The sequence below is a fragment of the Paenibacillus xylanexedens genome, from assembly GCF_017874615.1.
Classification (GTDB): Bacteria; Bacillota; Bacilli; order Paenibacillales; family Paenibacillaceae; genus Paenibacillus; species Paenibacillus xylanexedens.
In genome coordinates, this window is the sequence record NZ_JAGIKV010000003.1 from 309743 (window position 1) to 333839 (window position 24097).

Genomic DNA, 24097 nt, shown 5'->3' on the forward strand with positions numbered 1-24097 from the left:
CAAAAACAAGCAAGTCTTCCATTGACGGAGGACTTGCTTATTTGTGTGTTTAAACTTTGGACTGTGAAAAGTCTCCAGTTACTCGTTTCATCATTCACCGGGGTCAGTGGGTTCTTTTCGCACATACAATAGAGTGCTTGCGAACTTTACTTGAGTTTAACGTTTATTTACTCGTGTCCGTATCCAGGGACTGGGTTTCGGTCTCTTTTTCAACCTCATCATCATTGGACTTATTGAACTCAAGCATACGCTCCTCGTAATCGTCCAGGAACCATAACGGGTCCATACTGTCTTCCTCACCGTTGTAATTGATCACGATTTCTTCGCCAGCTTTGATGTCTGTATAAGCGTAGAAGTCAAAGGTGTGGTTATCAAAATTGATATCATAAGTAGCGTTAGGTTCATAGGAGTGGTTGATCAGACTGCCGTAGCCGAGCAGAATGGCGGTATGATTCGCCCCATATTCGAACACGTAATCTTCCAGAATCGTTTTTTCGACATGCTCATGATCTTCATTTGGGTAAGGCACAACGGGTGCCTGATGGATAAGCGTTCCTTTGGCAATATCAACGGTAGCAAATACCCCGCGGTTAAACTCGCCACCATCACCCAACTTGGATTGTTTCACTTCAATCATAATCTTCACCTGATGCTCTTCGAAGAGCTCCATTCTATATAATAGTAATTCGTTAAGGCAAAATTTTAACCCATACTTTCATATAAGGCAAATTTCAGACAAAAAGGTGCAATAATTTTTAATATGGCGTTGAGTTGTGCAGGATATAACGCTTATAATATACAAAGAATTAAGTCTATATAGAAAAGGTGTCATGAATGAGCATATTAAATGTAGAAAAATTAAGTCACGGGTTTGGTGACCGTGCTATCTTTAACGACGTTTCATTCCGCCTGTTGAAGGGCGAACATATTGGTCTGATCGGGGCCAATGGTGAAGGTAAATCCACCTTCATGAACATTATTACAGGAAAACTTCAGCCGGATGAAGGCAAGGTGGAGTGGTCCAAACGGATGCGTGTTGGTTATCTGGACCAGCATGCTGTATTGAACAAAGGCCATTCCATCCGTGACGTACTTCGCGGCGCGTTCCAGTATTTGTTTGACATGGAACAGGAAATGAATGATATGTATGGCAAAATGGGCGATGTTACACCGGAGGAGCTTGAACAACTTCTTGAAGACGTGGGTACGATTCAGGATACGCTGACAAATCAGGATTTCTACATGATCGATGCCAAAGTGGATGAAACCGCACGTGGTCTGGGTCTGACGGATATCGGTTTGGATAAAGACGTCAATGACCTGAGTGGTGGACAGCGTACCAAAGTCCTGCTTGCCAAGCTGCTGTTGGAAAAACCCGATATTTTGCTCCTGGATGAGCCTACGAACTATCTGGATGAATTGCATATCGAATGGCTAAAACGTTATTTGCAGGAATATGAGAATGCTTTTATTCTGATCTCTCACGATATTCCGTTCCTGAACAGTGTTATCAACTTGATCTATCACATGGAGAACCAGAATCTAACTCGTTATGTGGGCGATTATGATCACTTCCAGGAAGTGCATGAGATGAGAAAACAGCAGCTGGAGTCGGCATACAAACGCCAACAACAAGAAATTGCTGACCTCAAGGATTTTGTAGCCCGGAACAAAGCAAGTGTAGCTACACGTAATATGGCGATGTCCAGACAGAAGAAACTCGACAAGATGGATGTCATTGAGATCGCCAAGGAGAAACCGAAACCGCAGTTCAACTTCCGTGATGCAAGAACATCCGGCAAGCTCATTTTCGAAACCAAAGGTCTTGTAATTGGTTACAACGAACCGTTGTCCAGACCACTGGATCTGCGTATGGAGCGCGGACAGAAGATTGCCCTTGTTGGTGCGAACGGAATCGGTAAAACAACCCTGATGCGCAGTATTCTGGGTGAAATTCAAGCTCTGGAAGGAACCGTTCAACGCGGTGAACATCTGGAGATTGGTTACTTCCAGCAAGAGATGAAGGATGCCAACTACAATACATGTATTGAAGAGATCTGGCAGGAGTTCCCTTCGTATACCCAATTCGAGGTGCGTGCTGCACTCGCAAAATGTGGTTTGACAACAAAACACATTGAGAGCAAGGTAGCTGTACTGAGTGGTGGGGAGAAAGCTAAAGTGCGTCTCTGTAAGCTGATCAATAATGAAACCAACCTGCTTGTGCTCGATGAGCCGACGAACCATCTGGACGTTGATGCCAAAGAAGAGTTGAAACGTGCGCTCAAGGCTTACAAAGGCAGTATTCTTCTGATTTCCCACGAACCGGAATTCTATCGTGATGTGGTTACGGAGACGTGGAACTGTGAGTCGTGGACAACAAAAGTATTCTAAATAGAGGTTGTTCAAAAAGTCCGCTTTTGATTACGAATCACGTGCGAGCTTGCGAACAAGCTCGAAGCGTGAGAAGAGGCGCGAATTTTGCTTGCAAAACAGGCAGAACTCGCGCCTTTTTTGCGTGGTTTTAACGAAAAATGTTTGAGCCCAATTCACAGTTGACAGCTTGAATAAGGCAATAATATAATTCAGGAAAGCGATTACATTTATATATTAAAAACCTGTTTCACTGCATAGGGGCAAAGAAAACACGGTATTCCGTATGGGTATCATTGCACTTAGAAGGGAAGACGGGTCTTTTTTTGCACTCTAATGAAACCGGTTTCATTAAAATAAGGAGGTGGACAAAAGCTCGTTACTGACCACTGGTTGCTGAGGATAGGCTGAACCACAACACCGCGCATACATGAACCATGCTTTCATCTTTCACGCCAAAGGAGAGAATGAACATTGGATAAACTCAGGAAACCCATGATATTTATGTTATCTGCAACACTTGCGCTGTCTTCCGGACCGTTGATGCTGCCGAGTAAGGCGTATGCGGATCTGAACAGTATACCCACCACGTTGTTGCAGGACGATTTTTCGGATGGGAATTACACGGAATCACCCGCGTGGAACGTAAGCTCAGGCAATTGGGAAGTACTCGCGGACCCGACAGATACGTCCAACTCTACGCTTTTCCAGAGCGATACCAATGAAGGCATCATCTCTACTGGAGACTCCATGTCGGACATGACCGTGTCCATGCGCTTTTATACAGGAGAAGGTAAAGGATTTCCGGGCATTTTGCCGCGGTTCCAAGATAAGAGCAACTTTTACTATTTTCAAATGCAGCTACCCAACAACAAACTCGTTTTCTCCAAACGGATGAACGGATCAGACACAACTTTGAACACGGTGGACTATGCGTTTGCCAAAAACACATGGTACACGCTCAAAGTGGTGCTGTCGGGTACCACCATTCGCGGGTATATCGCGGAAAACGGCTCCGATCGGTTGGTATTTGATCTGGTCGATCCTACATACGGGTCAGGTACCGTGGGCATTCGGAATAAGTGGCAGTCGGTACATGCAGATGACGTGATCATTGCCGAGCAACCGCCTGGGAACGATATTCAGCTATCCATTGCTGAGCAGACGGCGTCATCGGTTTCACTGCAATGGTCTGAAATCGTAGGTGCATCAGCCTATCGCTTGTATCGTTCCTCTACGCCTGAAGGCGGTTATTCCCTGGTAACCAATACCGGGACTTTGGGACACACAGATGAAGGATTAAGCGGGGATACGGTGTATTATTACAAGATCGCTTATGAATACGGAGGCCTAACCGAGTCACAATGGACTGCTCCGCTGGAAGTTCGGACGACTGCGGCGGCACCACAGGCTCCTGGCGAATTAAAGGCCGAGGCACTCAATGCCACAAGCGTGAAGCTATCTTGGTCCGCTGTGGACAAGTCAACTGGTTATCGCGTGGTTCGGGCCGAAGCTGGCAGTGACCAGTATGAGCAGATCTATGAAGGGAAAGGGCTCATATTCACGGATAATGCACTTGAGCCGGGCGCCAGCTACAGCTATCGTGTAACAGCCTATAACGCAGCTGGGGAGTCAGCATTCACTGTTGCAGAAGCGACGACATACTCCATTGACTCTCCAGCAGAGTTCGCTGCCACAGCTGTGACGGACACATCAATCTCTCTGGGGTGGAATGTCCTGCCTGGATCTGATGTAACGTATACACTCTCGAGGTCTACCAGTGCTACGGGTACGTATCAACAGGTCTATAGTGGCAATGAAAACACGTTTAACGATAGCGGTCTGACGATGGGCACAGGATATTTCTACATCATCCAGGCGACCGTGGACGGCGTAACTGCTCCAGCATCCGCACCGCTTGGTGTTGTCACAGTTCGTACAAGCATTACACCTGGGCAACTGTGGCCGGATCTGGACGGTAAGCCGATTGATGCGCATGGGGCTGGCTTTTTCTATGATGAACAGACAGAGACCTATTACTGGTATGGCGAATATCATAAGGGCGGCTGGCCAGCTGTTGGTGTGCGTGTGTATTCATCCAAGGATCTGATGAATTGGACCGATGATGGTATGGCTTTAACAACTCTTCAATCCATGGATGATTTTGACAATGACCCGTTGATTTCCGAATTGTATGCAGGACGCGAAGACAAGGTGGATATCTGGGCAGATATTCGCAGAGGACGGATCATTGAGCGGCCGAAGGTCATCTATAACGACAAAACGAAGAAATACGTGATGTGGGCCCACATGGACGGCGACAAAGACCCCTATAACGATAATGCGAATTACGGTAAGGCGCGGGCCGGTTATGCGATCAGCGACTCTCCAACAGGGCCTTTTGTGTATCAGAAGAGTTACCGGATGGACAGAGCTCCCGAAGGGGAGAAAGATTTCTTCCCAAGCGACCGGGGTATGGCACGTGACATGACGTTGTTCAAGGACGATGACGGCACTGGCTATCTGATCTACTCCAGTGAGGAAAACCTGACGCTCTATATCTCCAAACTGAATGAAGACTACAGTGACGTAACAGGGTGGCATAAGGAAGGACGAACGGATGACAAAGGCAATCCGGTACGAGATTCCACCTATCAGGCGGAATACGGCGTCGATTACGTGCGTGTGTTCCCGGGAGGGCAACGCGAAGCACCGGCGATGTTCAAGTATCAGGGGAAATATTATATTTTGACTTCCGGAGCTTCTGGCTGGGCCCCTAACGAAAACAAAGTGACGGTGGCGGACAACATCTTTGGCCCGTGGTCAACGCAGACCAATCCGTTCGTGCGCACGTTGCCGAGTGATCCCGATCCAGGCAAAGCATTTGGCACACAGACCACTTCCGTCATTCCGGTCGATCCGGAAAAAGGAAAATTCATCTACGTGGGGGATACGTGGAATGGTGGCAATTTCTCGAATGACGCTGCAAAATACGTGTTCTTGCCAATTGAGTTTGGAATAGGCTCTGACATCGCGATCAAGTGGTATAACAGCTGGACACCTGATCTGCTGAATTCGATGGGCAAGGTAGATATTGCTGATCCGTTGCCAGAAGCCGTGGCGCTAGGCAAAGTACCATCCCTGCCAACCACATTGAATGTGCGTGAGGGTGAAGCACTGGTATCAACGCCAGCAGTATGGACGATTGATAACCGGGCCATGACGGCAGAAGATTTTGCCAAGCCAGGACCGCTCACATTACAGGTAACGACACCGGAATATAACAACAAAAAGCAGGCAGTTCGCGTAAACGTCATTCCGGAGAATACACTCTATTTCGTGAACAGCGGAGGTTACGAAACGGCTGATTACAGTCTCATGGGTGCTTATATGAAGGGAACGCTTGCGAACCCGGGAACGGCCGATCAGATGTACGCTCCGGCTGAGGGACGCAATTGGGGTTATGTCAGCGCTGCTGCACTGGCATCCGGTTCGAATGGCGGGGATATATTCTCGACCGTACGTTACCTGAACGGTGGCAATGTCAGCAATTCTCCTAAAGGCACGGACTTAACCTATACATTTGATGTGCCAAACGGGACATACGATGTCTACGCCGGATTCAACGATCCGTGGAGCAATACATCGCGCAGAGCGAATTTCATCATCAATGGCACCAATACCGGTGCAGTTTCTTTTACACCTGCCAGCGTTAGAGCCCACAAAGACATCAGCGTGTCGGACAACAAGCTGGAGTTGACCGTGCGTAATACAGCATCGCAGGACCCGATGATTAGTTGGATTATGATCGTTAAACCTGACGCCGCGCCACCTGCAAATGATAGTGCTGGCCTTAATGCTGATGCGTTAGATTCAACGAGCGCAACGCTTCACTGGGATGCTCATCTTGGTGCAGCAAGCTACAAGCTTTACCGCTCAGATCGTGAACAAGGTGAGTATAAGGTGGTCTATAGCGGCAATGGACGGGAGTACACGGACAGTGAACTGAACCCCGGCACAGAATATTATTACAAAGTGGAAGCTTTTGAAGCAACGGGGCAATCCGTGAGAGGTGTATCTTCCGCTTATCAGGTGCACACGGCTCAGCAGAGCGCTGCCGATGTAGCTACAGGCATTACAGCATTGGAACAGCCTTCCGCAGGTGCGAAGAAACTGAAGTTACCATCCGTGCCGCAAGGTTTCACGGTGAAGATCGCTTCCAGTTCGGTACCGTCTGTCATACAAACCGATGGAACGATTGTTCCACCATCCAAGGAAACAACAGTAACCTTGGAGTTGGAAATTACTCGAAATTCTGACGACAGTAAAGCCTTGACTGTACCGTTGACAGTGAAGGTGCCGGCGTCTGTTCCTTCCCCTGGAGGCACGGAACCTGGTTCGGGCGGTAATCCAGGTGGCAATTCTGGTGGAAATCCAGGAAATGGTTCTGGTTCATCCAGCAATGGTGGACAAACAGGAAGTGGTAACCCAAGTGAAGAGAATGTGGTGCCACAACCTAAACCGGAGAAGGACCGTTCTGTTCTGGAGTTGCAGGGACAGTCTGATCAGAAGGGTGTAGTGCAGTCCAACGTGGATGTTTCAACGATTAAAGAGGCTTTTAAAGTTGCCCCCTCAATGGATGCAGGTCAGCGCTTGGTCGAACTTAGGCTGAAGCCGGTTTCGGGAGCAACGGCATATGAAGTGTCTCTGCCTGCCTCTGCGTTGATAGATCAGGGCGAGTCACATGTGTTCAACATTGTTACAGAGCTGGGAATGTTGGAGCTTCCTGCAACACTGTTAATGAAGGATGTAGTTGGTGATGGGATTGCATCAATCCGATTGGTCAGAACGGAGCTGCCAAAAACAGTCGCAGATCAGCTTGGCACGAAATATGGAGTCCAGCTTGAACTTCAACTGGATGGTCAACCATGGCCATTGGAAAGCCAGTTAATACTTCGTCTGCCTTTCCAATCCTCACAAAATGCTCAGCAGGATCGGATTGTAGCATTTGCCATTGGCGTGAACGGTGTGGCAACCCCGTTGCCGCAAAGTTACTACGATCAAAAAAGCGGGCAGCTTGTATTTTCCGTCACATCATTCACAGGAAATTATGCTGTTGTACCTGTGGAGCAGACATTCGCAGATCTTGCAGAAGTGCAGTGGGCCAAGAAAGCAATGGAGGCTTTGGCTGTCCGAGGTGTAATTGATGCTGAGGCAAGCGGTGATTCCACCCAGTTACATCCAAAACAGGAGATGACCCGCGGCCAATACATGCAATGGTTGATGACTGCGCTGGGTTTGAATGCTTCTTCCGGGAATGCGTTCTCTGATGTAAACGAAAATGCTCCGTACTACGAAGCAGTTACAGCTGCGCGTTCGCTAGGTATCACGAGTGGTACCGGTGACGGGCGCTTCTTGCCAGAGTCCACGATCACTCGTCAAGAGATGATGACGTTGACAGTGAGGGCACTTGCGGCGGCTGGACTGGTTGACTCCGAGACGGCTGTAACAGATAACCTTACTCGTTTCCGCGACGCTTCCGAGATTCGCTCCTATGCCCGGGATAGTGTGGCATTACTTGTGTATCTGGGCATCGCTCACGGATACAATGGTGAGGTGAAACCACTTGCCGAAGCGACCCGAGCCGAATCGGCTACGTTGTTATATGCGATGATGAGCAAACTGGTATGGAAGAAATGATGATACACCAGAATCGTAGCGTGTGAAAAAGAAGGCTTACTTTGACCTGGAACCCAGGTTGGAGTAAGCCTTCTTGATTGTACGCCAGCCATAGGCGAAAAGTCATTTACTCAACGAACGAGCAGCTTCCTATCGTTTTGCAGTTGTTATCTGTAATGTCTGCGAATTGTTATTTGTAATATTTGCAAATTGTTAATTGTAATGTTTGCCGATTTGATATGCTTGCTCAAGCAAGCCTTCGATATGTTCTTTGGATTCTGAAATGGTTTCATAGAGGAATTCGACTCGGGATTCCTGCATTCTTGCATAACCTGCGATCCCATTATTCAGATAATTGGAGATCATGTTGTAATAGTCGTATTTATGGAATGAAGCCTCCGTTCCTCCAGCTAGCGCAATCCACAGTGCCTTTTTGGAGTTTGCCTTGTTCAGCAGCCCCATGTTCCATACCTTGTCCAGATAAGCTTTGAGCATGGAGGGAACGTTGTACCACCAGATCGGAAAAACAAATACAATGGCATCGGCCGCAAGCACACGATCCAGCTCTTTGCGAATCACAGGGGCATGCTGTTTATCGGGATTTTGCCAGTCTCGTTCATCTTCTACACCATATAGTGGATCGAATCCGTCATGATATAGATCGAGGATATCGATTTCATGGGAATTCTCCTGCATACCTTCTATAAAACGATTCATCACTGCAAATGTTAGGGAATCCTGTCTTGGGTGAGTAACGACCAGTTTAACATGTAGGAGTAACCATCCTTTTTTCTTTTTATTTTGGTTAAACATTCTGACCAATGTTATTATAAGTTTCATGACATCTTCTTGAGAAGTACGCACCTGAGAGTGCTGTAGATACTTTGGGGTTCTTCGGTTACTTTTAATAACGGATATACATATATGTGAATTATGGGGGAGTACAAGTGGAACAAGAAATGAAAAAATATGAGAGTGGTGTGCAGGCGATGCTGGAACTGGTCGGTGGAAAATGGAGGATTCTTATTCTGCATCAGTTGATATCAGGTAAAAAACGAACAAGCGAACTTCGCAGAGCCATTCCTGGCATTACCCAGAAGGTCTTAACCCAGCAGCTGCGTGAACTGGAAAAGAATGAAATCATCCATCGGATCATTCATCCCCAGATTCCGCCCAAGGTAGAGTATGAGATGACAGAGTACGGCTTGACACTACAGGACATCATTGACCGCATATGTCTATGGGGAGAGAATCACTTGGACAAAGTATACGGAGATAAAAGCAGAGTGCTGGGAAATCATTTTAGTGACTATACTCCACTTTCAACTTCAACTTGAGCTGGCTGCCAAATTTAAAAATATAACAAAACCGTCCTTGATTTAAAAAGGAGGGTTTTTGTTGTTTTTTGTCCTTTATCAGCGAAACTGATAAATGCTATAAAATCATTGAAATTGACCCTCAACACCCGGTGTGTTAGGTTTTAGAGAGAAGAAATTAAATTAATGTGATGATTTTAGTCGGAATTAAAATCGAAGCAATGCGCGAGGTGGCAAACAGTGGAACTTCAAGTGACAAACAGCCCTTTTAATCAAGAACAAGTTGAACTGCTTAATCGTCTTATTCCTACATTGACCGATGGACAACGTACTTGGTTGAGCGGATATATTGCAGCAATTCAGGCAAGCGCGACAATAGCGGCTCCAGCTAACCTGGTACAGGCTGCACCAACTACAGGTATTGCACCTGACAGTGCTCCGCCAGTATCCCGTGAAGTTACCGTGCTTTTTGGTTCACAAACCGGGAATTCCAGTGGCCTATCGAAGAAGCTGGCCAAGAAACTTGAAGAGCAAGGTCTTCAGGTAACGTTGTCATCGATGGGAGATTTTAAACCGAACGGACTCAAGAAAATTGAAAATCTCCTAATCATCGTCAGTACACATGGCGAAGGCGAACCACCGGATAATGCGATTCCGCTGCATGAATTCCTGAACAGCAAACGGGCTCCAAAACTTGAAGGACTTCGTTACTCGGTGTTGGCTCTGGGAGATACCTCCTATGAGTTCTTTTGTCAGACAGGTAAGGACTTCGATAAACGATTGCAGGAATTGGGTGGTACAGCCCTTGTACCACGTGTGGACTGTGATGTTGATTTTGATGAAGCAGCTGCGGAGTGGATGAATGAAGTACTGGCGTCATTAAGCAGCACATCTACTGGTGCGAGTACGGTAACCACTGAGGCTGTCACAGCAGCGGTGAGCGGCGGGGAATCCGAATATGATCGCACGAATCCATTCAAGGCTGAAGTGTTGGAGAATCTCAATCTGAATGGCAGAGGATCGGACCGTGAAACACGCCACATTGAGTTGTCTTTGGAAGGCTCCAGCCTGGATTACGAGCCAGGTGACAGCCTTGGGGTATTCCCTGAGAACCATCCGCGCCTTGTGGAGGAATTGATTGCAGCCATGGGATGGAATGCCGATGAACGCGTGACTGTGAATAAAAACGGCGATCAGGCATCTGTGCAAGAAGCGTTGCTGCGTTATTTTGAAATTACAGCTGTGACGAAACCGGTCGTGGAACAACTTGCGAAACTGAATCCTGGGAGTGGCTTAACAGCGTTACTCGCAGATGATTCCGAATTCCGCACGGTCATGAATAGCTGTGATCTCCTGGATCTGGTTCATGATTATAATCTGAAAGGGATTCCTGCCGGAGAATTCGTAGCTGCTCTTCGCAAAATTCCGGCACGTCTATACTCCATAGCGAGTAGTTCGAAGTCTTTCCCGGATGAAGTTCATCTTACTGTTCGTTCGGTACGTTATGAAGCGCGTGGCAGAGAACGTTACGGTGTATGCTCGGTACATCTGGCTGAACGAATCGAAGCTGGCGACACCTTGCCTGTATATATACAGCATAACCCGAATTTTAAGCTGCCTGAGAACCCGGATACACCAATCATCATGGTTGGCCCAGGTACAGGTGTGGCGCCGTTCAGATCTTTCCTTGGTGAGCGTGAAGAAACAGGAGCAGAGGGCAAGACATGGCTGTTCTACGGAGATCAACATTTCGCCACGGACTTCTTGTACCAGACGGAATGGCAACGTTGGCTCAAAGATGGTGTGCTCACTAAGATGGATGTAGCCTTCTCACGGGATACGGAACAGAAAGTGTATGTACAACATCGCATGCTGGAACACAGCAAAGAACTGTACCAGTGGCTTCAGGAAGGTGCAAGCGTATATATCTGTGGTGACGAGAAAAAAATGGCACATGATGTGCATGCTGCGCTCACCACGATTCTTGAACAAGAAGGCGGTTTATCGCCTGAGCAGGCATCGGAATATCTGACACGGTTACAGCATGAGAAACGTTATCAGCGGGACGTCTATTAATTACCGGCCCAGCCGGATTGCACCATCCCGCAGAGACGAGAGGAGAAAGCAGCATGGTTTATAATAACTTACTTAACCCACAGCGCACGAATAGCGATGTGGAAGATATAAAGATCAAAAGTGATTACTTGCGTGGAAGTCTGACCGAAACGTTGGCTGATCGCATCACGGGGGCTATTCCAGAGGACGACAACCGTCTGATGAAACACCACGGCAGTTATATGCAGGATGACCGTGACCTGCGCAATGAGCGTCACAAATCCAAGCTGGAGCCTGCATACCAATTCATGTTGCGTGTACGTGCTTCCGGTGGGATTGTAACCCCAGAGCAGTGGTTGATGATGGATCGGGTAGCGCATAAATATGCGAATGAGACGATTCGTCTGACCACACGTCAGTCATTCCAACTGCATGGCGTACTGAAGTGGGATCTTAAGAACACCATTCGCGAAGTGAACGATTCGTTGCTAAGCACACTGGCTGCATGTGGTGACGTAAACCGTAACGTGATGTGTAACCCGAATCCGAATCAATCTGATGTGCATGCTGAAGTGTATGAGTGGGCATGTCAGGTGAGCAATCATCTGGACCCTCGCACGCGGGCTTATCATGAGCTGTGGCTAGACGGAGAGAAAGTGATTGATTCCCAGGACTCCGACGAAGAAGTTGAACCAATCTATGGCAAAGTGTATTTGCCACGGAAGTTCAAGATCGGTATTGCTGTACCACCATCCAATGATGTGGATGTCTATTCACAGGATCTTGGCTTTATTGCTATTGTGGAGAACGGCAAGCTGCAAGGCTTCAACGTTTCCGTTGGTGGTGGCATGGGGATGTCTCATGGTGACGCCAAAACCTATCCTCAGGTGTCCAAAGTCATTGGTTTCTGTACGCCGGAGCAAATGATTGATGTTGCAGAGAAAACAGTTATGATTCAGCGTGATTATGGTGATCGTGCAGTTCGTAAACATGCTCGTTTCAAATATACGCTGGATGACCGTGGTGTGGAGTGGTTTGTCGAAGAGCTGACCAGCCGTCTGGGATGGAAACTGGATGCGGCACGCCCGTATCATTTTGAGAGTAACGGAGATCGATATGGTTGGGTAAAAGGTAATAATGGAAGATGGCACTACACGCTGTTCATTCAGAATGGTCGTGTAAAAGATGTAGACGGCTATCCGCTCATGACGGGTCTGCGTGAAATTGCCAAAGTGCATACGGGTGATTTCCGTCTCACTGCGAACCAAAATCTGATCATAGGTAATATTAGCAGCCAGAAAAAGAAAAAGATTGAAGCGCTGATTCAGCAATACAATCTGACCGATGGTGCACATTACTCTGCGCTACGCAGAAGCTCGATGGCTTGTGTTGCGTTTCCGACCTGCGGCCTTGCGATGGCTGAGTCCGAACGTTACTTGCCGTCCCTGATCGACAAACTGGAGCCTGTACTGGACGAAGCCGGGCTGAGAGACAAAGAGATTGTCATTCGCATGACCGGATGCCCGAACGGATGCGCAAGACCGATGCTGGCGGAGATTTCATTTATCGGTAAAGCACCAGGGAAATACAACATGTATCTCGGTGGCAGCTTCACCGGACATCGCTTGAATAAGCTGTACAAAGAAAACATTGGCGAAACCGAGATTCTGGACACGTTAACTCCAATGGTGAATCAGTATGCCAAAGAGCGCAATGAAGGTGAACATTTCGGAGACTTTGTCATTCGTGCGGGTTACGTTCCTGAAGTGTTGGATGGTCGACAATTTCACGCTTAATTGACCGGGTAAGATGAACTGAAATTAGGACTGATTTAGGGCGGAAGCATTCCTTTATGGGGTGCTTCTTGTCTGCTATATATGGAGTGAATAGAGGTAACGTTAGTTGCTGCTGAGAGATTTATGAGAGGATAAACTGAGGTTAATCTTCAACTGGAGATGGATAATCACCTCAGTTATTCCCATTATTTCGTTCGTATTAACTTGTTGAAGTACGTTCAACAAGATATAATGGCATAGTAGAAAGCAGATTACATGTTGAAAGTGAGCGGAAACGATATGGGTCGTAAGTGGAATAATATCAAGGAAAAAAAAGCTTCAAAAGATGCAAACACGAGCCGGGTCTACGCTAAATTCGGCGTTGAGATCTATGTAGCTGCCAAGAAGGGCGAACCGGACCCGGAAGCGAACCGTGCACTGAAAGTCGTGCTGGAACGTGCCAAAACGTATAATGTACCCAAAGCCATCATTGATCGTGCGATGGAAAAAGCAAAAGGCAGCGGGGATGAGAACTATGAAGAGCTGCGTTATGAAGGCTTCGGACCGAATGGTGCGATGGTCATCGTTGATGCACTCACCAACAATGTGAATCGTACAGCGCCGGAAGTGCGCTCTGCGTTTAACAAAAACGCTGGCAACATGGGTGTCAGTGGTTCAGTTGCTTACATGTTTGATCCAACAGCGGTTATCGGTATAGAAGGCAAAAACTCCGAGGAAGTACTGGAACTTTTGCTTGAAGCAGATGTGGATGTACGTGATATCGTTGACGAAGACGATGCTGTAATTGTATATGCAGAACCGGATCAATTCCACGCTGTACAAGAAGCATTCAAAGCTGCTGGTATTACTGAGTTCACAGTAGCCGAGCTGACCATGCTTGCGCAAAACCATATTGAACTTCCAGAGGATGCACAAGCTCAGTTCGAGAAACTGATCGATGCGCTTGAGGACCTTGAAGATGTTCAACAAGTTTACCATAACGTAGAGTTCGTGTAAGATAACGAGACGATACGTGGTTTGATTGCATAAAAAGAGTGTCTGTCCAATCTGTGGGATTGGACGGACGCTCTTTTTTGTTCGTTTATGAGTCAGACTGAAGTGTTCCAGGGGACTGCTCTGATTTTTCCGATTTACTTCCACCGAACTTGAACAACACAATTCCTCCCACTATGACAAGTACACCGAGCAGCTGATTCCACGAAAAAGGGATTTGCTCCAGACCGAGCCACCCCATGGAATCAAATAATAGAGCAAAGCTCAGTTGGGATGTTAGCACGATCGAGATGGCATATGTGGGACCAAGCAGCTTCATGCCTTGCACGAGACAGAAGACCACGCCAACGCCGATGGCTCCGCTAAGCCAGTACCAGGGTTGCATATGCTGAAAGCTGAATGTATTCTTGCCCTCTACCAGAAGGGAGATAAGGAAAGAAGCAATAAACCCGGTGAAAAGCACCATCGTTGTTGTGGACCATGAACCGGTGCGTTCATTGACTTTGCTATTAAAAATCGTTTGTAGACTGACAAGTGCACCTGCCAGTAGTGCAAGCGAAATACCTGTGATTAACATAGTTGTCGAACTCCTTATTCATAAATGTTGTGACCTGCTATTTCACGTAGACCCGCCCGGTCCTTGATCATAATCAATCCTTGATGTCGTTCAATTAACCCGTCTGCACAGAGCTTCTGGATGACCCGGTTCAGGTGTCGGTAACTGGTGCCGATCAGATTCGCAATGTCGGTCAGATTGAACGCGTCCAGCTCTTCATGAACGACGTTGCCCGCTTCTTCTGTTGAGATGGAGAGCAGGTAGCTGACTAGACGAACCTCAACGGGATACATCAGGTTGAAATTGGAAAAGTTCGAGTCAATGTAAAATTTGTGAGAGATGATTTTAAGCAAAAATTTAAGTAAAGGTGCATAATCGCTGGCAAGCTCAGCGAGCCATTGATAATGAATGCGAAGCATCACCACAGGTGACACGGCCTGAACCGTATTAACAATATCGCTTTCACGGACATACTCTATGTCACCGACAACTTCAAGCGGTGTTTTGAAACAAAGCACCAGCGTTTTGTCCTGTGCGGAGGTGGTGAAAATCTTGATTTTACCTTCGACTAGCACGTACAAATATTCGGAAGTTTCCCCTTCACGACAGATCAGTTCACACTTCTCAAAGTGGCATAACGTTATATGTGTACGCAGGGGCTCGTGAAATACAGTTTCGAGTTGATATTGCTTCAGATATTGTATTAATTGTTGCTCGTTATGGATCTCTTGCACGCTGTGATTCACCCCCGACGATATGTTTCAATCCTTCTCCAAAAACTATAGTTTCATAATAATGACACCAGTCACCATTAAGGCAATGCCTAGAAATTGCGGCAGTTTCATCTTTTGTTTTACCACGCCGAACCATCCGTTACTATCCACCAGAAAAGTCAGGAACAGCTGAGCAATGAGCAGAGCCGAGATCGTGAATGTAACCCCAATTTGCTGAATGGCCGTCACTTCGCTGAAAATAATGACGGCGCCAAAAGCACCTCCAGCCAAGTACATAGGTTTTACTTGTTTGAGTCCTTGAAGATTGGTGTCTCTAACAAAGATTAGGATCAGCGCTGCTAAGATGAATCCTGTCAGTTGTGTAATCGTAGCGGCCTGCCATGTGCCCATGTCGGTGCTAATCCGAGTATTGGCAACACCTTGGAGCGTGATACACGCGCCGCCCAGTAATGCAAAAATAATTCCTCTCATATGTACGCTCCTTATTCAATCACTTCGACTTCTATTATTAAATGATAAATTAACTCTGAACGCCAAGGACAAATGTCCTGAGCTTTGAAGTCACAGCATCTAGAGTACAATAAAGAACTCGGGAAATCCAGATGGGGCATGAAGAGAGGCGTGGCATATGTGCTCAGTACTCATTTTTCATCATAATCTAACGAACCAGTGACACCTTATTGTACTGATCCGATTGAATTGAGAAATCTAACGAATCTCAGCGACGTTAAATGGGTTATGTCGGGTAGAAATAGGCGGAATGGAGGAATAGGGTGTCTACGATTCGTTACTTTTGAAAATCGGCAAATATTCGCTAAATAGAGTGTGTCAGGTTCGGTAGCTATCCAAGAACTGAAACGAGAGTCTGCAGACTCGACCCCGGAGCGTAGAAAGTATGCAAAGCTCCGGGATACGCTGGGCAACGAGATTAGAACCAATCAGCTAGAAGATCCTCTCCTTACAAATCCAATGATCCTATTAGATCACAGTGTACACAGGCTTCTCGCCTATAAAACGAACAGATAATTCAGGAAAACGTTCTGCCAACCTGTCTGCCAATAGCTTCATTCCCGAAGCCTCGCTCTCAGCATGTCCCATCATGATCAGTGCCTTAGACTTGCCTTGTTGCACGGCATCACGGATATATTCCGGTGTCTCCCATTCGAATCCTTCTCCAGCGATGATGAGATCCAATTGCTCATTCTGAATCAAGGGAATTGTCACATGTCCATTACCACGAAAACCTACCAGTACCGCTGCACGTCTACAGACTATTTCCGCATTGCCTGCAACGCGTACATAATCGATGCCCAGGGAACTTTTCACATGGTGAGCAATAGCTTGGGCGGTGCGTCCTTCCGGAAAAGAAAGGATGTCTGCTTCCGCTAGTTGTTGCTCCACATAAGAGGACCACCCCAAGGCCTGAATCAGTCCTTCGGTAATGCCATCCGGTTGGAAGCGGTGGATGATATCATGACATCGATAGATGGAAATGCCTGCTTCGTCGATCAAGCTTTTTTTAGTTTCATAAACTGGATCATTGGCTAACCAATCGGTATGACTGTGATGGTTGTAGAAGGGGGATTCATGAGCGATAATTAGATTGGCCCCACGTTGTACGGCATGTTCAATGACATGTTGAGTGGGCATAAAAGTAACAAACACACCTGTGACCGTTTGGTCGGACGAGCCAGTAATCAGCCGATCTACCGTGTTCTCCGGTAACTCTACATGGGCTGTGAGATACTGTATAATGTCTTGAATGGTTATATTCATGAACATAAGTCCTCCAAAATAATAGATTTTATAGTTATTGTATCATTTTGAAGAATAAACAGTAGGATAGAAAGGTCTTGCTTGAAGTGACAAAAGGAGTTATACTAATCAAACATAACGGAATGAACGTTCATTCCTGTATAAAGGAGGGATAGCCACATGGCTAAAAGCAGCAAAAAAGATGATATTTTTGCAGCTGCTTTAACGCTTTTTGCACAGCGGGGATTCGATGCAACAACCATGCCGATGATTGCCGATTCGGCTCAGGTGGGAGCAGGAACTATTTACCGTTATTTTACGAACAAGGAAGTATTGTTGAATGAACTTTTTCAGAAAAGTATCAGGGAGTTTCTTGATGCCTTAAAACAGGGATTTCCGAATGAGCCGATACCTGTACGTGACCAGTTTCATCATATTTTTCGTGGATTGTTCAAGTTCGCAGAGTCCGACCCGGATCGCCTAAAGTTTATTAATTCTACGGGTAATGCATTGCATTTTCACGATGAAAGCAAGGAAAGTGTCAATGAATTTATGGGGTTTCTGAATGAATGCATACATAAGGGGCAGCAGCAAGGAGCCATTCTTATACTGCCTACAGAAGCTTTAATGAATATAGTTTACGGTGCTTTCATACATTTGTTTGAACACTTTAACAAAGGTCTCCTGGAAGCGACGCCGGAGCTAATGAACCAGCTTGAGGAGTGCCTGTGGAATGCCATTAGAGTCCATTGATTCTATTGGCCTTTTTTTACAACATAAACGGAATGAATATTCATTCCTATACTAGACATAAGGTGTGTGAAGATAAATCATGAATAAACTTAGGAATCCCAGAACGATTTCCCTGATTTTTTGGATACTCATTACTCTCGTTTCTGTAGTGGCGATGCCTGATTTTGGTCAACTGGTAAAAGAAAAAGGACAGATTTCAATTCCTGAAACGGCACAAAGCCAGGTTGCTGCGACTATGTTGAGAGATATGGATAAGGATAGCGGGAATACTTATTCCATCATTGCTGTATTTAATAGTGGAGAAGATACACAAGCATTAACGAACCAGCAAAAGACGGAGATCGAATCCGTTTTATCCAACCTGAAAAATCAGAAAAAGCAACTGAATATTGAGACGATCACAAGCCATCTGGATGGTGAAGAGCAAGCTGATCGGCTTATATCCGAGGACCAAACCACGATCCTGACTCAAATCACCGTCACTAAAGATGAGAATATTCCTCTTTCGGAAGTCATTAGTCTATTAAAAGAATCTACAACCATCCCTGATGTGGATACATATCTGACGGGAGCTGACCTGATCGATGATGATTTTGGTAAATCGATTGAAGACGGTGTGCAGAAAACAGAAATTATCGCGATCATTTTCATCCTCGTTATCCTGATTATTATTTTTAGATCCCCAATCATACCTGTTATTTCACTGCTCACGGTAGGTATATCTTACGTTGTTTCATTAGCTATTGTGGGATATCTTGTAGATTGGTTTAACTTTCCGTTCTCGAACTTTACTCAGATATTTATGGTCGTTATCCTCTTTGGTATTGGGACGGATTATAATATCCTGTTATATACCAGATTCAAGGAGGAACTAAGTAGACAAGATGGCGATGTGATTCTTGCGACCAAAACGACATTTAAAACAGCAGGCAGAACCGTATTGTATAGCGGCATCGCTGTATTCATCGGGTTTCTTTCACTCCTGCTTGCCAAGTTTCAGTTATATCAGGCAACCTCTGCGGTGGCGATCGCAGTAGCGGTTCTCATTATCGTCCTCAATACGTTGAACCCGTTCTTCATGGTTGTCATGGGCAAAAAAATGTTCTGGCCATCGAAAAATTTCGAAGGCCATGCGGACAGCCGACTGTGGGGATTTTTATCCCGCCAATCGGTACGAAGACCTTTCCTGGCAATCATTCTGGTTGCGGTGATTAGTGTTCCTTTATTATTCAGTTACAGTAATCGACTAAGTTATAATGACCTGTTTGAAGTCAATAATGACTACAATTCCAAACAGGGGATTAATCTGATTATGGAGCATTATGCACCAGGATTCTCAGCGCCAACAACATTGGTTGTGCAATCCGAGCAGGCAATGGACAATCAGACATTGCTGAAGGCACTGGATGATCTGACGGATAAGATGTCCAAGGTGAAAGGTGTCTCTGAGGTTTACAGTGTCACTCGACCAACTGGAGTCCGAATTAAAGAGTTGTATATTAACGATCAAGCAGAGGAGCTTAATCAGGGTATTGGTAAAGCAAACGATGGTGTAAGCGAAATTAACGAAGGTTTGTCCTCTGCAGCTGGACAGCTTCAATCTTCAAATGATTTAAGTAACGTACAGCTGTTGATTGATGGGACAAGCCGGTTGCAAGTTGGAGTAAATGCATTGGGAGACGCCATGAATCAGGTATCTGATGGGCTGAATAATGGGGAAGAAGGGGCAGAGACGTTGAAAAACGGACTTACTACCCTTAAAGGAAAGGTTGGAGTCCTGTCTAAAGGTGCCAGTGATCTGCAAAAAGGGTATACGCAACTTGAACAGGGATTTGGTTCCTTCCGTGGTACTTTCACAAGCATTAAGACAGCCATTAAGGGAGCTCTTGATGCCTATGCTCAGATCGAAGGCAGCATGACCAGTCTAATTGTGAATCACCCTGAGTTACAACAAGAAGAAGATGCTGTACAAGTGATTAGTATTTCTCAAGCGGCTCAAACTGAACTGAACGCGTTATACACACAGTTGGACCCGTTGATGCAGCAGTACAATGGGGCTATGGATTCTTTCAAGGAAGCCAACGAGTCAATGGCTCAAATTAGTGGCGGTCTGACTCAGGTTGCTGTAGGTGTCGGTCAGCTTGAATACGGTGCTGGCGAGCTATCCAAAGGTTTGGCGACTGGAGCCAATGGAACCCAGCAGATAGCGGGTAAAACATTGGAAGTGAAGGATGGGCTGGGTCAGATTAATGAAGGACAGAGTCAATTGTTAAGCGGTCTGAACGATTTGCAGGACAAAATGGGTGAGTTGAAATCCGGATTGACCGAAAGTACAAAAGGACTCTCAGATGTGTCGAAGGGTCTTGGTGATGCCGAAGTTTATTTGGCCCATCTTGGCCAGTCTGATGCTGCGAAAAGCTTCTACATTCCAGAAGAGGTATTAAAAGGAGAAGAGTTTCTAAGTTCGCTCGACATGTATATGTCTTCGGATCGGAAGACAGCGGAAATCTCCATTATTTTGACCGATAATCCATATTCGAAAGAAGCGATGGATGTTGTTCAAAATCTTAACAAGCAGTTGGAAACGGCTTTGGTTGGCACGGATTTGAGTGAGGCGAAAGTGGCACTGGGCGGCATACCGTCACAGAACCTGGATATGAAAGAATTATCCGGAGGCGATCTGAATCGGACGTCCATGATCATGCTGATTGGAATTGGATTGATACTTTTGTTCATTATTCGTTCGTTTTGGCAGACTGTAATCATTATAGGTGCGTTATTCCTGACGTATTATGTGGCCCTTGGTCTGAATGAATTGCTGGTGGTTGGCCCGCTTGGCGTTGACTATCTGAGCTGGAACGTTCCTTTCTTCAGTCTGATCATGATTGTTACACTTGGTGTGGACTACAGTATCTTCCTCATGATGAAATATCGTGAGATTGAAGGAGATCCAATTCATAAAATTACGGAAGCTTCCCGTAATATAGGAGGGGTCGTGATCTCGGCGGCAGTGATCTTGGGAGGTACCTTCGCCGCACTAATTCCTTCCGGTGTTGTTACACTGATTGAAGTAGCTATTTCTGTCATCATCGGATTGGTTTTGCTAAGTTTTGTCATGCTTCCAATCTTGCTTCCGGCTCTAATCAGTCTATTACACAAGTTAAAAAACTGGGGTTCGGGGTCCGATCCCATAAAAAAATAAATAAATCATCTTTATATCAAGCGATTCCTGACAAACATGACGTCAGGGGTCGTTTTTTATTTTTTTATCCTATGAATTATAACTAAGTTATCATAACAATGCGGGAAATAATCTAACGTGAAACAATGACGGATTCATATAGTTTTCTCAAACAAGAATAAGTATACTTACATAGAGTCTTTGTTTGTCTTAAATGGAGCTGAGTGCAAGAAAAGCAGTTTCTATTTCAATATACTGAGAATCAGTTGAGGATCAGCATTCATTTGCAACAACAGAACAGATTGTGAAAGGGGATAACTAAGATGACTGCAACAACTATTATGGAACGTCTGAAGAGCGAGACAGCTCATTATCACAGACAAGTAGAACAGAACCCTTATGCAAAAGCCATTATGAATCAAACTGTGACTATAGAAGAATATAGAACATATTTAGAGAAATTTTATGGATTCCTGAAACCACTGGAAGATCAGGCTGTACAGCAGCCTTTCTGGGAAAGTACGGGATTGGATATCGAGATTAGAGGCAAGGCTGGACTGTTGGAAAAAGATTTACGAAATCTGGGTGCCAGTGAAGAGGAAATCAGCCAACTTCCGCTCTGTGAAGAACTGCCGGATATTTCAACATCTGCCCGTTTGTTCGGGTATCTGTATGTAATTGAGGGGTCCACGAACGGTGGACAGATTATGACCAAACGTTTGTCGCAGTTCCTGCCCATTGAAGCTGATCGTGGATTGGAATATTTCAATGCCTACGGCTCTGAGACAAGAACAAGATGGAGCGAGTTTACAGGTTTGCTGCAGCAGTCCATCAGCACTCCAGAAGATCATGACAACATGGTACACAGTGCATCAGAGACATTCCGACTATTAGATCAATGGATTAATACGTAGGGCGGACTTTTTTTCATATAATTAAAAGGAACCTATATAAGTTGAAATAATACATTTAACCTAACGGAGAGGACAGAAAAAAGCTGGAAAAGCGAAGCGTTCACCTAAAAGCTTTCTGAAAGAAAGCTACATCGGAAGCATACGCTTAAACCGGATTTTTCCCTATAGAAAAGGGAATCGATAAAATCTGGGGATAACAGCGATTGGAAGGGTATTCTGTCATCGTAGTGCAATGTAAATAATTATTAATTCAACTTATATAACATCATGATGAAAAGAGGGCAGAAATGCCTTCTTTTTTGTGTCCAGGAATGTTTAAATTTCGTCACCGCAGACACAGGACAAGTGATATAATGATCCCTATGGATACACTTGTTCGTATTCTGTCTTGGAGGAGGGTGAGATAACGTTCTATGAAAGACAACTCAAGACAATTGGAATTTATGGAGATAGATCTGAGTGAAGAACCTGAAACAGCAGCGGTTCCGGTTCCTGATCGTTCAACCATTGTGCAGTCTGCACATGATACGATGCAGCATCGTGGAGGCATATTGTCCTCAGAGAAACGTTTTGTAGAGGAAGCAAAGCAGTGGGCAGAGATGGAGGGGGATGTATCCCCATGGGTTCCCTTTATGAGTTACTGGCCAACGTATGGTGTGATGAATGAAGCCCAGCGCAAGTGGTATATGTTTTGGAGGAAGGAAGTACGTCAGGGGAGATACCCGGATACCGATCTGTCCTATCTATTTGTTCATATCTACGAGTTAATTAACGGCATTGGCTGGCAGAATCCTCAGGATGGTTATGATCAATTAAAGCAGCTATGGGTGAACTACCGTGAACGGTTGCCCCAATTAAATATATATATGCAAGAGTGGATGGTCGATTATGTGCTGGTCCATCAGATGGAAATGTCCTTATCCGAGGTCATGGGCCTTTCCTGCGGATACCTGCCAGCAGAGATGCTGGATAGGGAGCTGCAACGTATTTTACAGGATAATGTATCGGATATATCGCTGAATATGCTGCAAAGATATTATGATTACGATATTACGCTCAGTAAATTCTACAGAGATGGCGGCAAAGAAGTGATGGAGCAGTACATCCCGCGGGTCATGGCCTTGGTTGATTCGTACCTGGAACGTACGCGACAAGTTGGACTGTTGCCTGAGTGTGATCCTAACGATGAACGCACGATGGAGCGCATTCTGTTTCGCAAAGCAGTCTATGATGATTCGATCTATGGAAGATCGGTATCGTTCAGATATATGCCCATAGGTGAACAGGCTGAATTTGTGCAGATGGTTACGCGGATTTATCGATGTACTGAAAATAAACTTCGTGAACTGCTTGGATTCAGAGGCCGATTGCGAGGACAGACTCTTGAACCCGAACTTGCAAATCTGATTGAACGTTACCTGGACAAAGCATATGCGATCGAGCAGGCGGAGTCTGTGGAACAACCAATGATTCGGATTGATACAGAGAAATTGGCATCATTACAGCAGGAAAGTGAGTACGTGCGATTGGCGCTTACAATTGAGGATGATCACCCTTCTGAAGTGAAGGATGAAGAGGTTAATAGCGCAAATGTTACAAGTAATCCATTCGATGTACTGGAAGCAAGGAATGAGATCACTCCAACTGAAGGTTCTATGGAGTCGGAGCCATGCGCAGTAGAGATTGCAACAGGAGCGCAAGTAGAATCGATTAGGTTGCAGTGGGACGAGTCTGCTGAGGCTGATCTGGATGAAGAATGGCTGCTTTTTGCCAAGGAACTCTCCCCTCAACAGGTGCAAACGATTCATGTTCTACTTGGCGCAAGTCCAGATACGGAGCTGATGCGTCTGGCTGAGCAATATGGAACGATGCCTACGCTTCTGCTGGATGAAATTAATGATGTGGCTATGGAAACGATCGGTGATCTTCTGATTGATGGTGATCGGATTGTTCCTGATTATATAGATGTGTTCGAACATGTGAAGAGGTGATACG

At 45.8% G+C, this 24097-nt stretch carries 16 protein-coding genes; 10 read left to right on the forward strand and 6 right to left on the reverse strand.

The features are described from left to right. Positions 1-163: 163 nt before the first annotated feature. Entirely contained in the window at positions 164-637 is a 474-nt protein-coding gene (locus tag J2Z28_RS05825) for an SET domain-containing protein (protein WP_211081558.1), read from the reverse strand. A gap of 197 nt (positions 638-834) precedes the next feature. Between J2Z28_RS05825 and J2Z28_RS05830 the strand changes: the two genes are divergently transcribed. Together J2Z28_RS05830 and J2Z28_RS05835 are read left to right on the forward strand one after the other, a co-directional pair. Further along, a complete protein-coding gene (locus tag J2Z28_RS05830) occupies positions 835-2391 on the forward strand; it encodes an ABC-F family ATP-binding cassette domain-containing protein (protein WP_211081559.1) in 1557 nt (518 codons plus the stop codon). Positions 2392-2844: 453 nt separating this feature from the next. Further along, a complete protein-coding gene (locus tag J2Z28_RS05835; protein ID WP_211081560.1) occupies positions 2845-8070 on the forward strand; it encodes an S-layer homology domain-containing protein in 5226 nt (1741 codons plus the stop codon). 192 nt (positions 8071-8262) lie between these two features. Here J2Z28_RS05835 and J2Z28_RS05840 read toward each other — a convergent pair whose 3' ends face one another. Further along, positions 8263-8889 carry an NAD(P)H oxidoreductase gene (locus J2Z28_RS05840; protein ID WP_244988134.1) on the reverse strand — a complete coding sequence of 209 codons (627 nt, stop codon included), beginning with the start codon at positions 8887-8889 and terminating at the stop codon, positions 8263-8265. Positions 8890-9008: 119 nt separating this feature from the next. On the opposite strand from J2Z28_RS05840, the gene J2Z28_RS05845 reads away from it, so the two are divergent. The 4 genes from J2Z28_RS05845 (at position 9009) to J2Z28_RS05860 (ending at position 14212) form a co-directional block, all read left to right on the forward strand. Continuing rightward, positions 9009-9386 (forward strand): winged helix-turn-helix transcriptional regulator, encoded by a 378-nt coding sequence (locus J2Z28_RS05845; protein ID WP_051449752.1) that lies wholly within the window; start codon positions 9009-9011, stop codon positions 9384-9386. A 219-nt stretch (positions 9387-9605) separates the two neighbouring features. After that, a complete protein-coding gene (locus J2Z28_RS05850) occupies positions 9606-11441 on the forward strand; it encodes an assimilatory sulfite reductase (NADPH) flavoprotein subunit (protein WP_211081561.1) in 1836 nt (611 codons plus the stop codon). A gap of 53 nt (positions 11442-11494) precedes the next feature. Continuing rightward, positions 11495-13216: an assimilatory sulfite reductase (NADPH) hemoprotein subunit gene (gene cysI / locus J2Z28_RS05855; protein ID WP_211081562.1), complete on the forward strand. Its 1722-nt coding sequence runs from the start codon at positions 11495-11497 to the stop codon at positions 13214-13216. A 279-nt stretch (positions 13217-13495) separates the two neighbouring features. Further along, a complete protein-coding gene (locus J2Z28_RS05860; RefSeq protein ID WP_036608916.1) occupies positions 13496-14212 on the forward strand; it encodes a YebC/PmpR family DNA-binding transcriptional regulator in 717 nt (238 codons plus the stop codon). 85 nt (positions 14213-14297) lie between these two features. Here J2Z28_RS05860 and J2Z28_RS05865 read toward each other — a convergent pair whose 3' ends face one another. The 4 genes from J2Z28_RS05865 to J2Z28_RS05880 all read right to left on the reverse strand — a co-directional run bounded on the left by J2Z28_RS05865 (position 14298) and on the right by J2Z28_RS05880 (position 17275). Beyond that, a complete protein-coding gene (locus J2Z28_RS05865) occupies positions 14298-14786 on the reverse strand; it encodes a DMT family transporter (RefSeq protein WP_211081563.1) in 489 nt (162 codons plus the stop codon). A gap of 14 nt (positions 14787-14800) precedes the next feature. Next, positions 14801-15499 (reverse strand): Crp/Fnr family transcriptional regulator, encoded by a 699-nt coding sequence (locus J2Z28_RS05870; RefSeq protein WP_211081564.1) that lies wholly within the window; start codon positions 15497-15499, stop codon positions 14801-14803. Between the two features lie 45 nt (positions 15500-15544). Continuing rightward, a complete protein-coding gene (locus J2Z28_RS05875) occupies positions 15545-15970 on the reverse strand; it encodes a DMT family transporter (protein ID WP_105409482.1) in 426 nt (141 codons plus the stop codon). A gap of 507 nt (positions 15971-16477) precedes the next feature. After that, positions 16478-17275, reverse strand: a complete 798-nt coding sequence (locus J2Z28_RS05880) for a Nif3-like dinuclear metal center hexameric protein (RefSeq protein ID WP_211081565.1) — start codon at positions 17273-17275, stop codon at positions 16478-16480. A 159-nt stretch (positions 17276-17434) separates the two neighbouring features. Here J2Z28_RS05880 and J2Z28_RS05885 point away from each other — a divergent pair, with 159 nt between their 5' ends. The 4 genes from J2Z28_RS05885 (at position 17435) to J2Z28_RS05900 (ending at position 24093) form a co-directional block, all read left to right on the forward strand. Then, the gene (locus J2Z28_RS05885) at positions 17435-18007 is read left to right on the forward strand and encodes a TetR/AcrR family transcriptional regulator (RefSeq protein WP_017688759.1); all 573 of its coding nucleotides are present in this window, start codon (positions 17435-17437) and stop codon (positions 18005-18007) included. Between the two features lie 79 nt (positions 18008-18086). Continuing rightward, positions 18087-21209 (forward strand): MMPL family transporter, encoded by a 3123-nt coding sequence (locus tag J2Z28_RS05890; RefSeq protein ID WP_211081566.1) that lies wholly within the window; start codon positions 18087-18089, stop codon positions 21207-21209. Positions 21210-21511: 302 nt separating this feature from the next. Then, positions 21512-22102 carry a biliverdin-producing heme oxygenase gene (locus tag J2Z28_RS05895; protein WP_211081567.1) on the forward strand — a complete coding sequence of 197 codons (591 nt, stop codon included), beginning with the start codon at positions 21512-21514 and terminating at the stop codon, positions 22100-22102. Positions 22103-22515: 413 nt separating this feature from the next. Next, positions 22516-24093: a TerB N-terminal domain-containing protein gene (locus J2Z28_RS05900; protein ID WP_211081568.1), complete on the forward strand. Its 1578-nt coding sequence runs from the start codon at positions 22516-22518 to the stop codon at positions 24091-24093. The last annotated feature ends 4 nt before the right edge of the window (positions 24094-24097 follow it).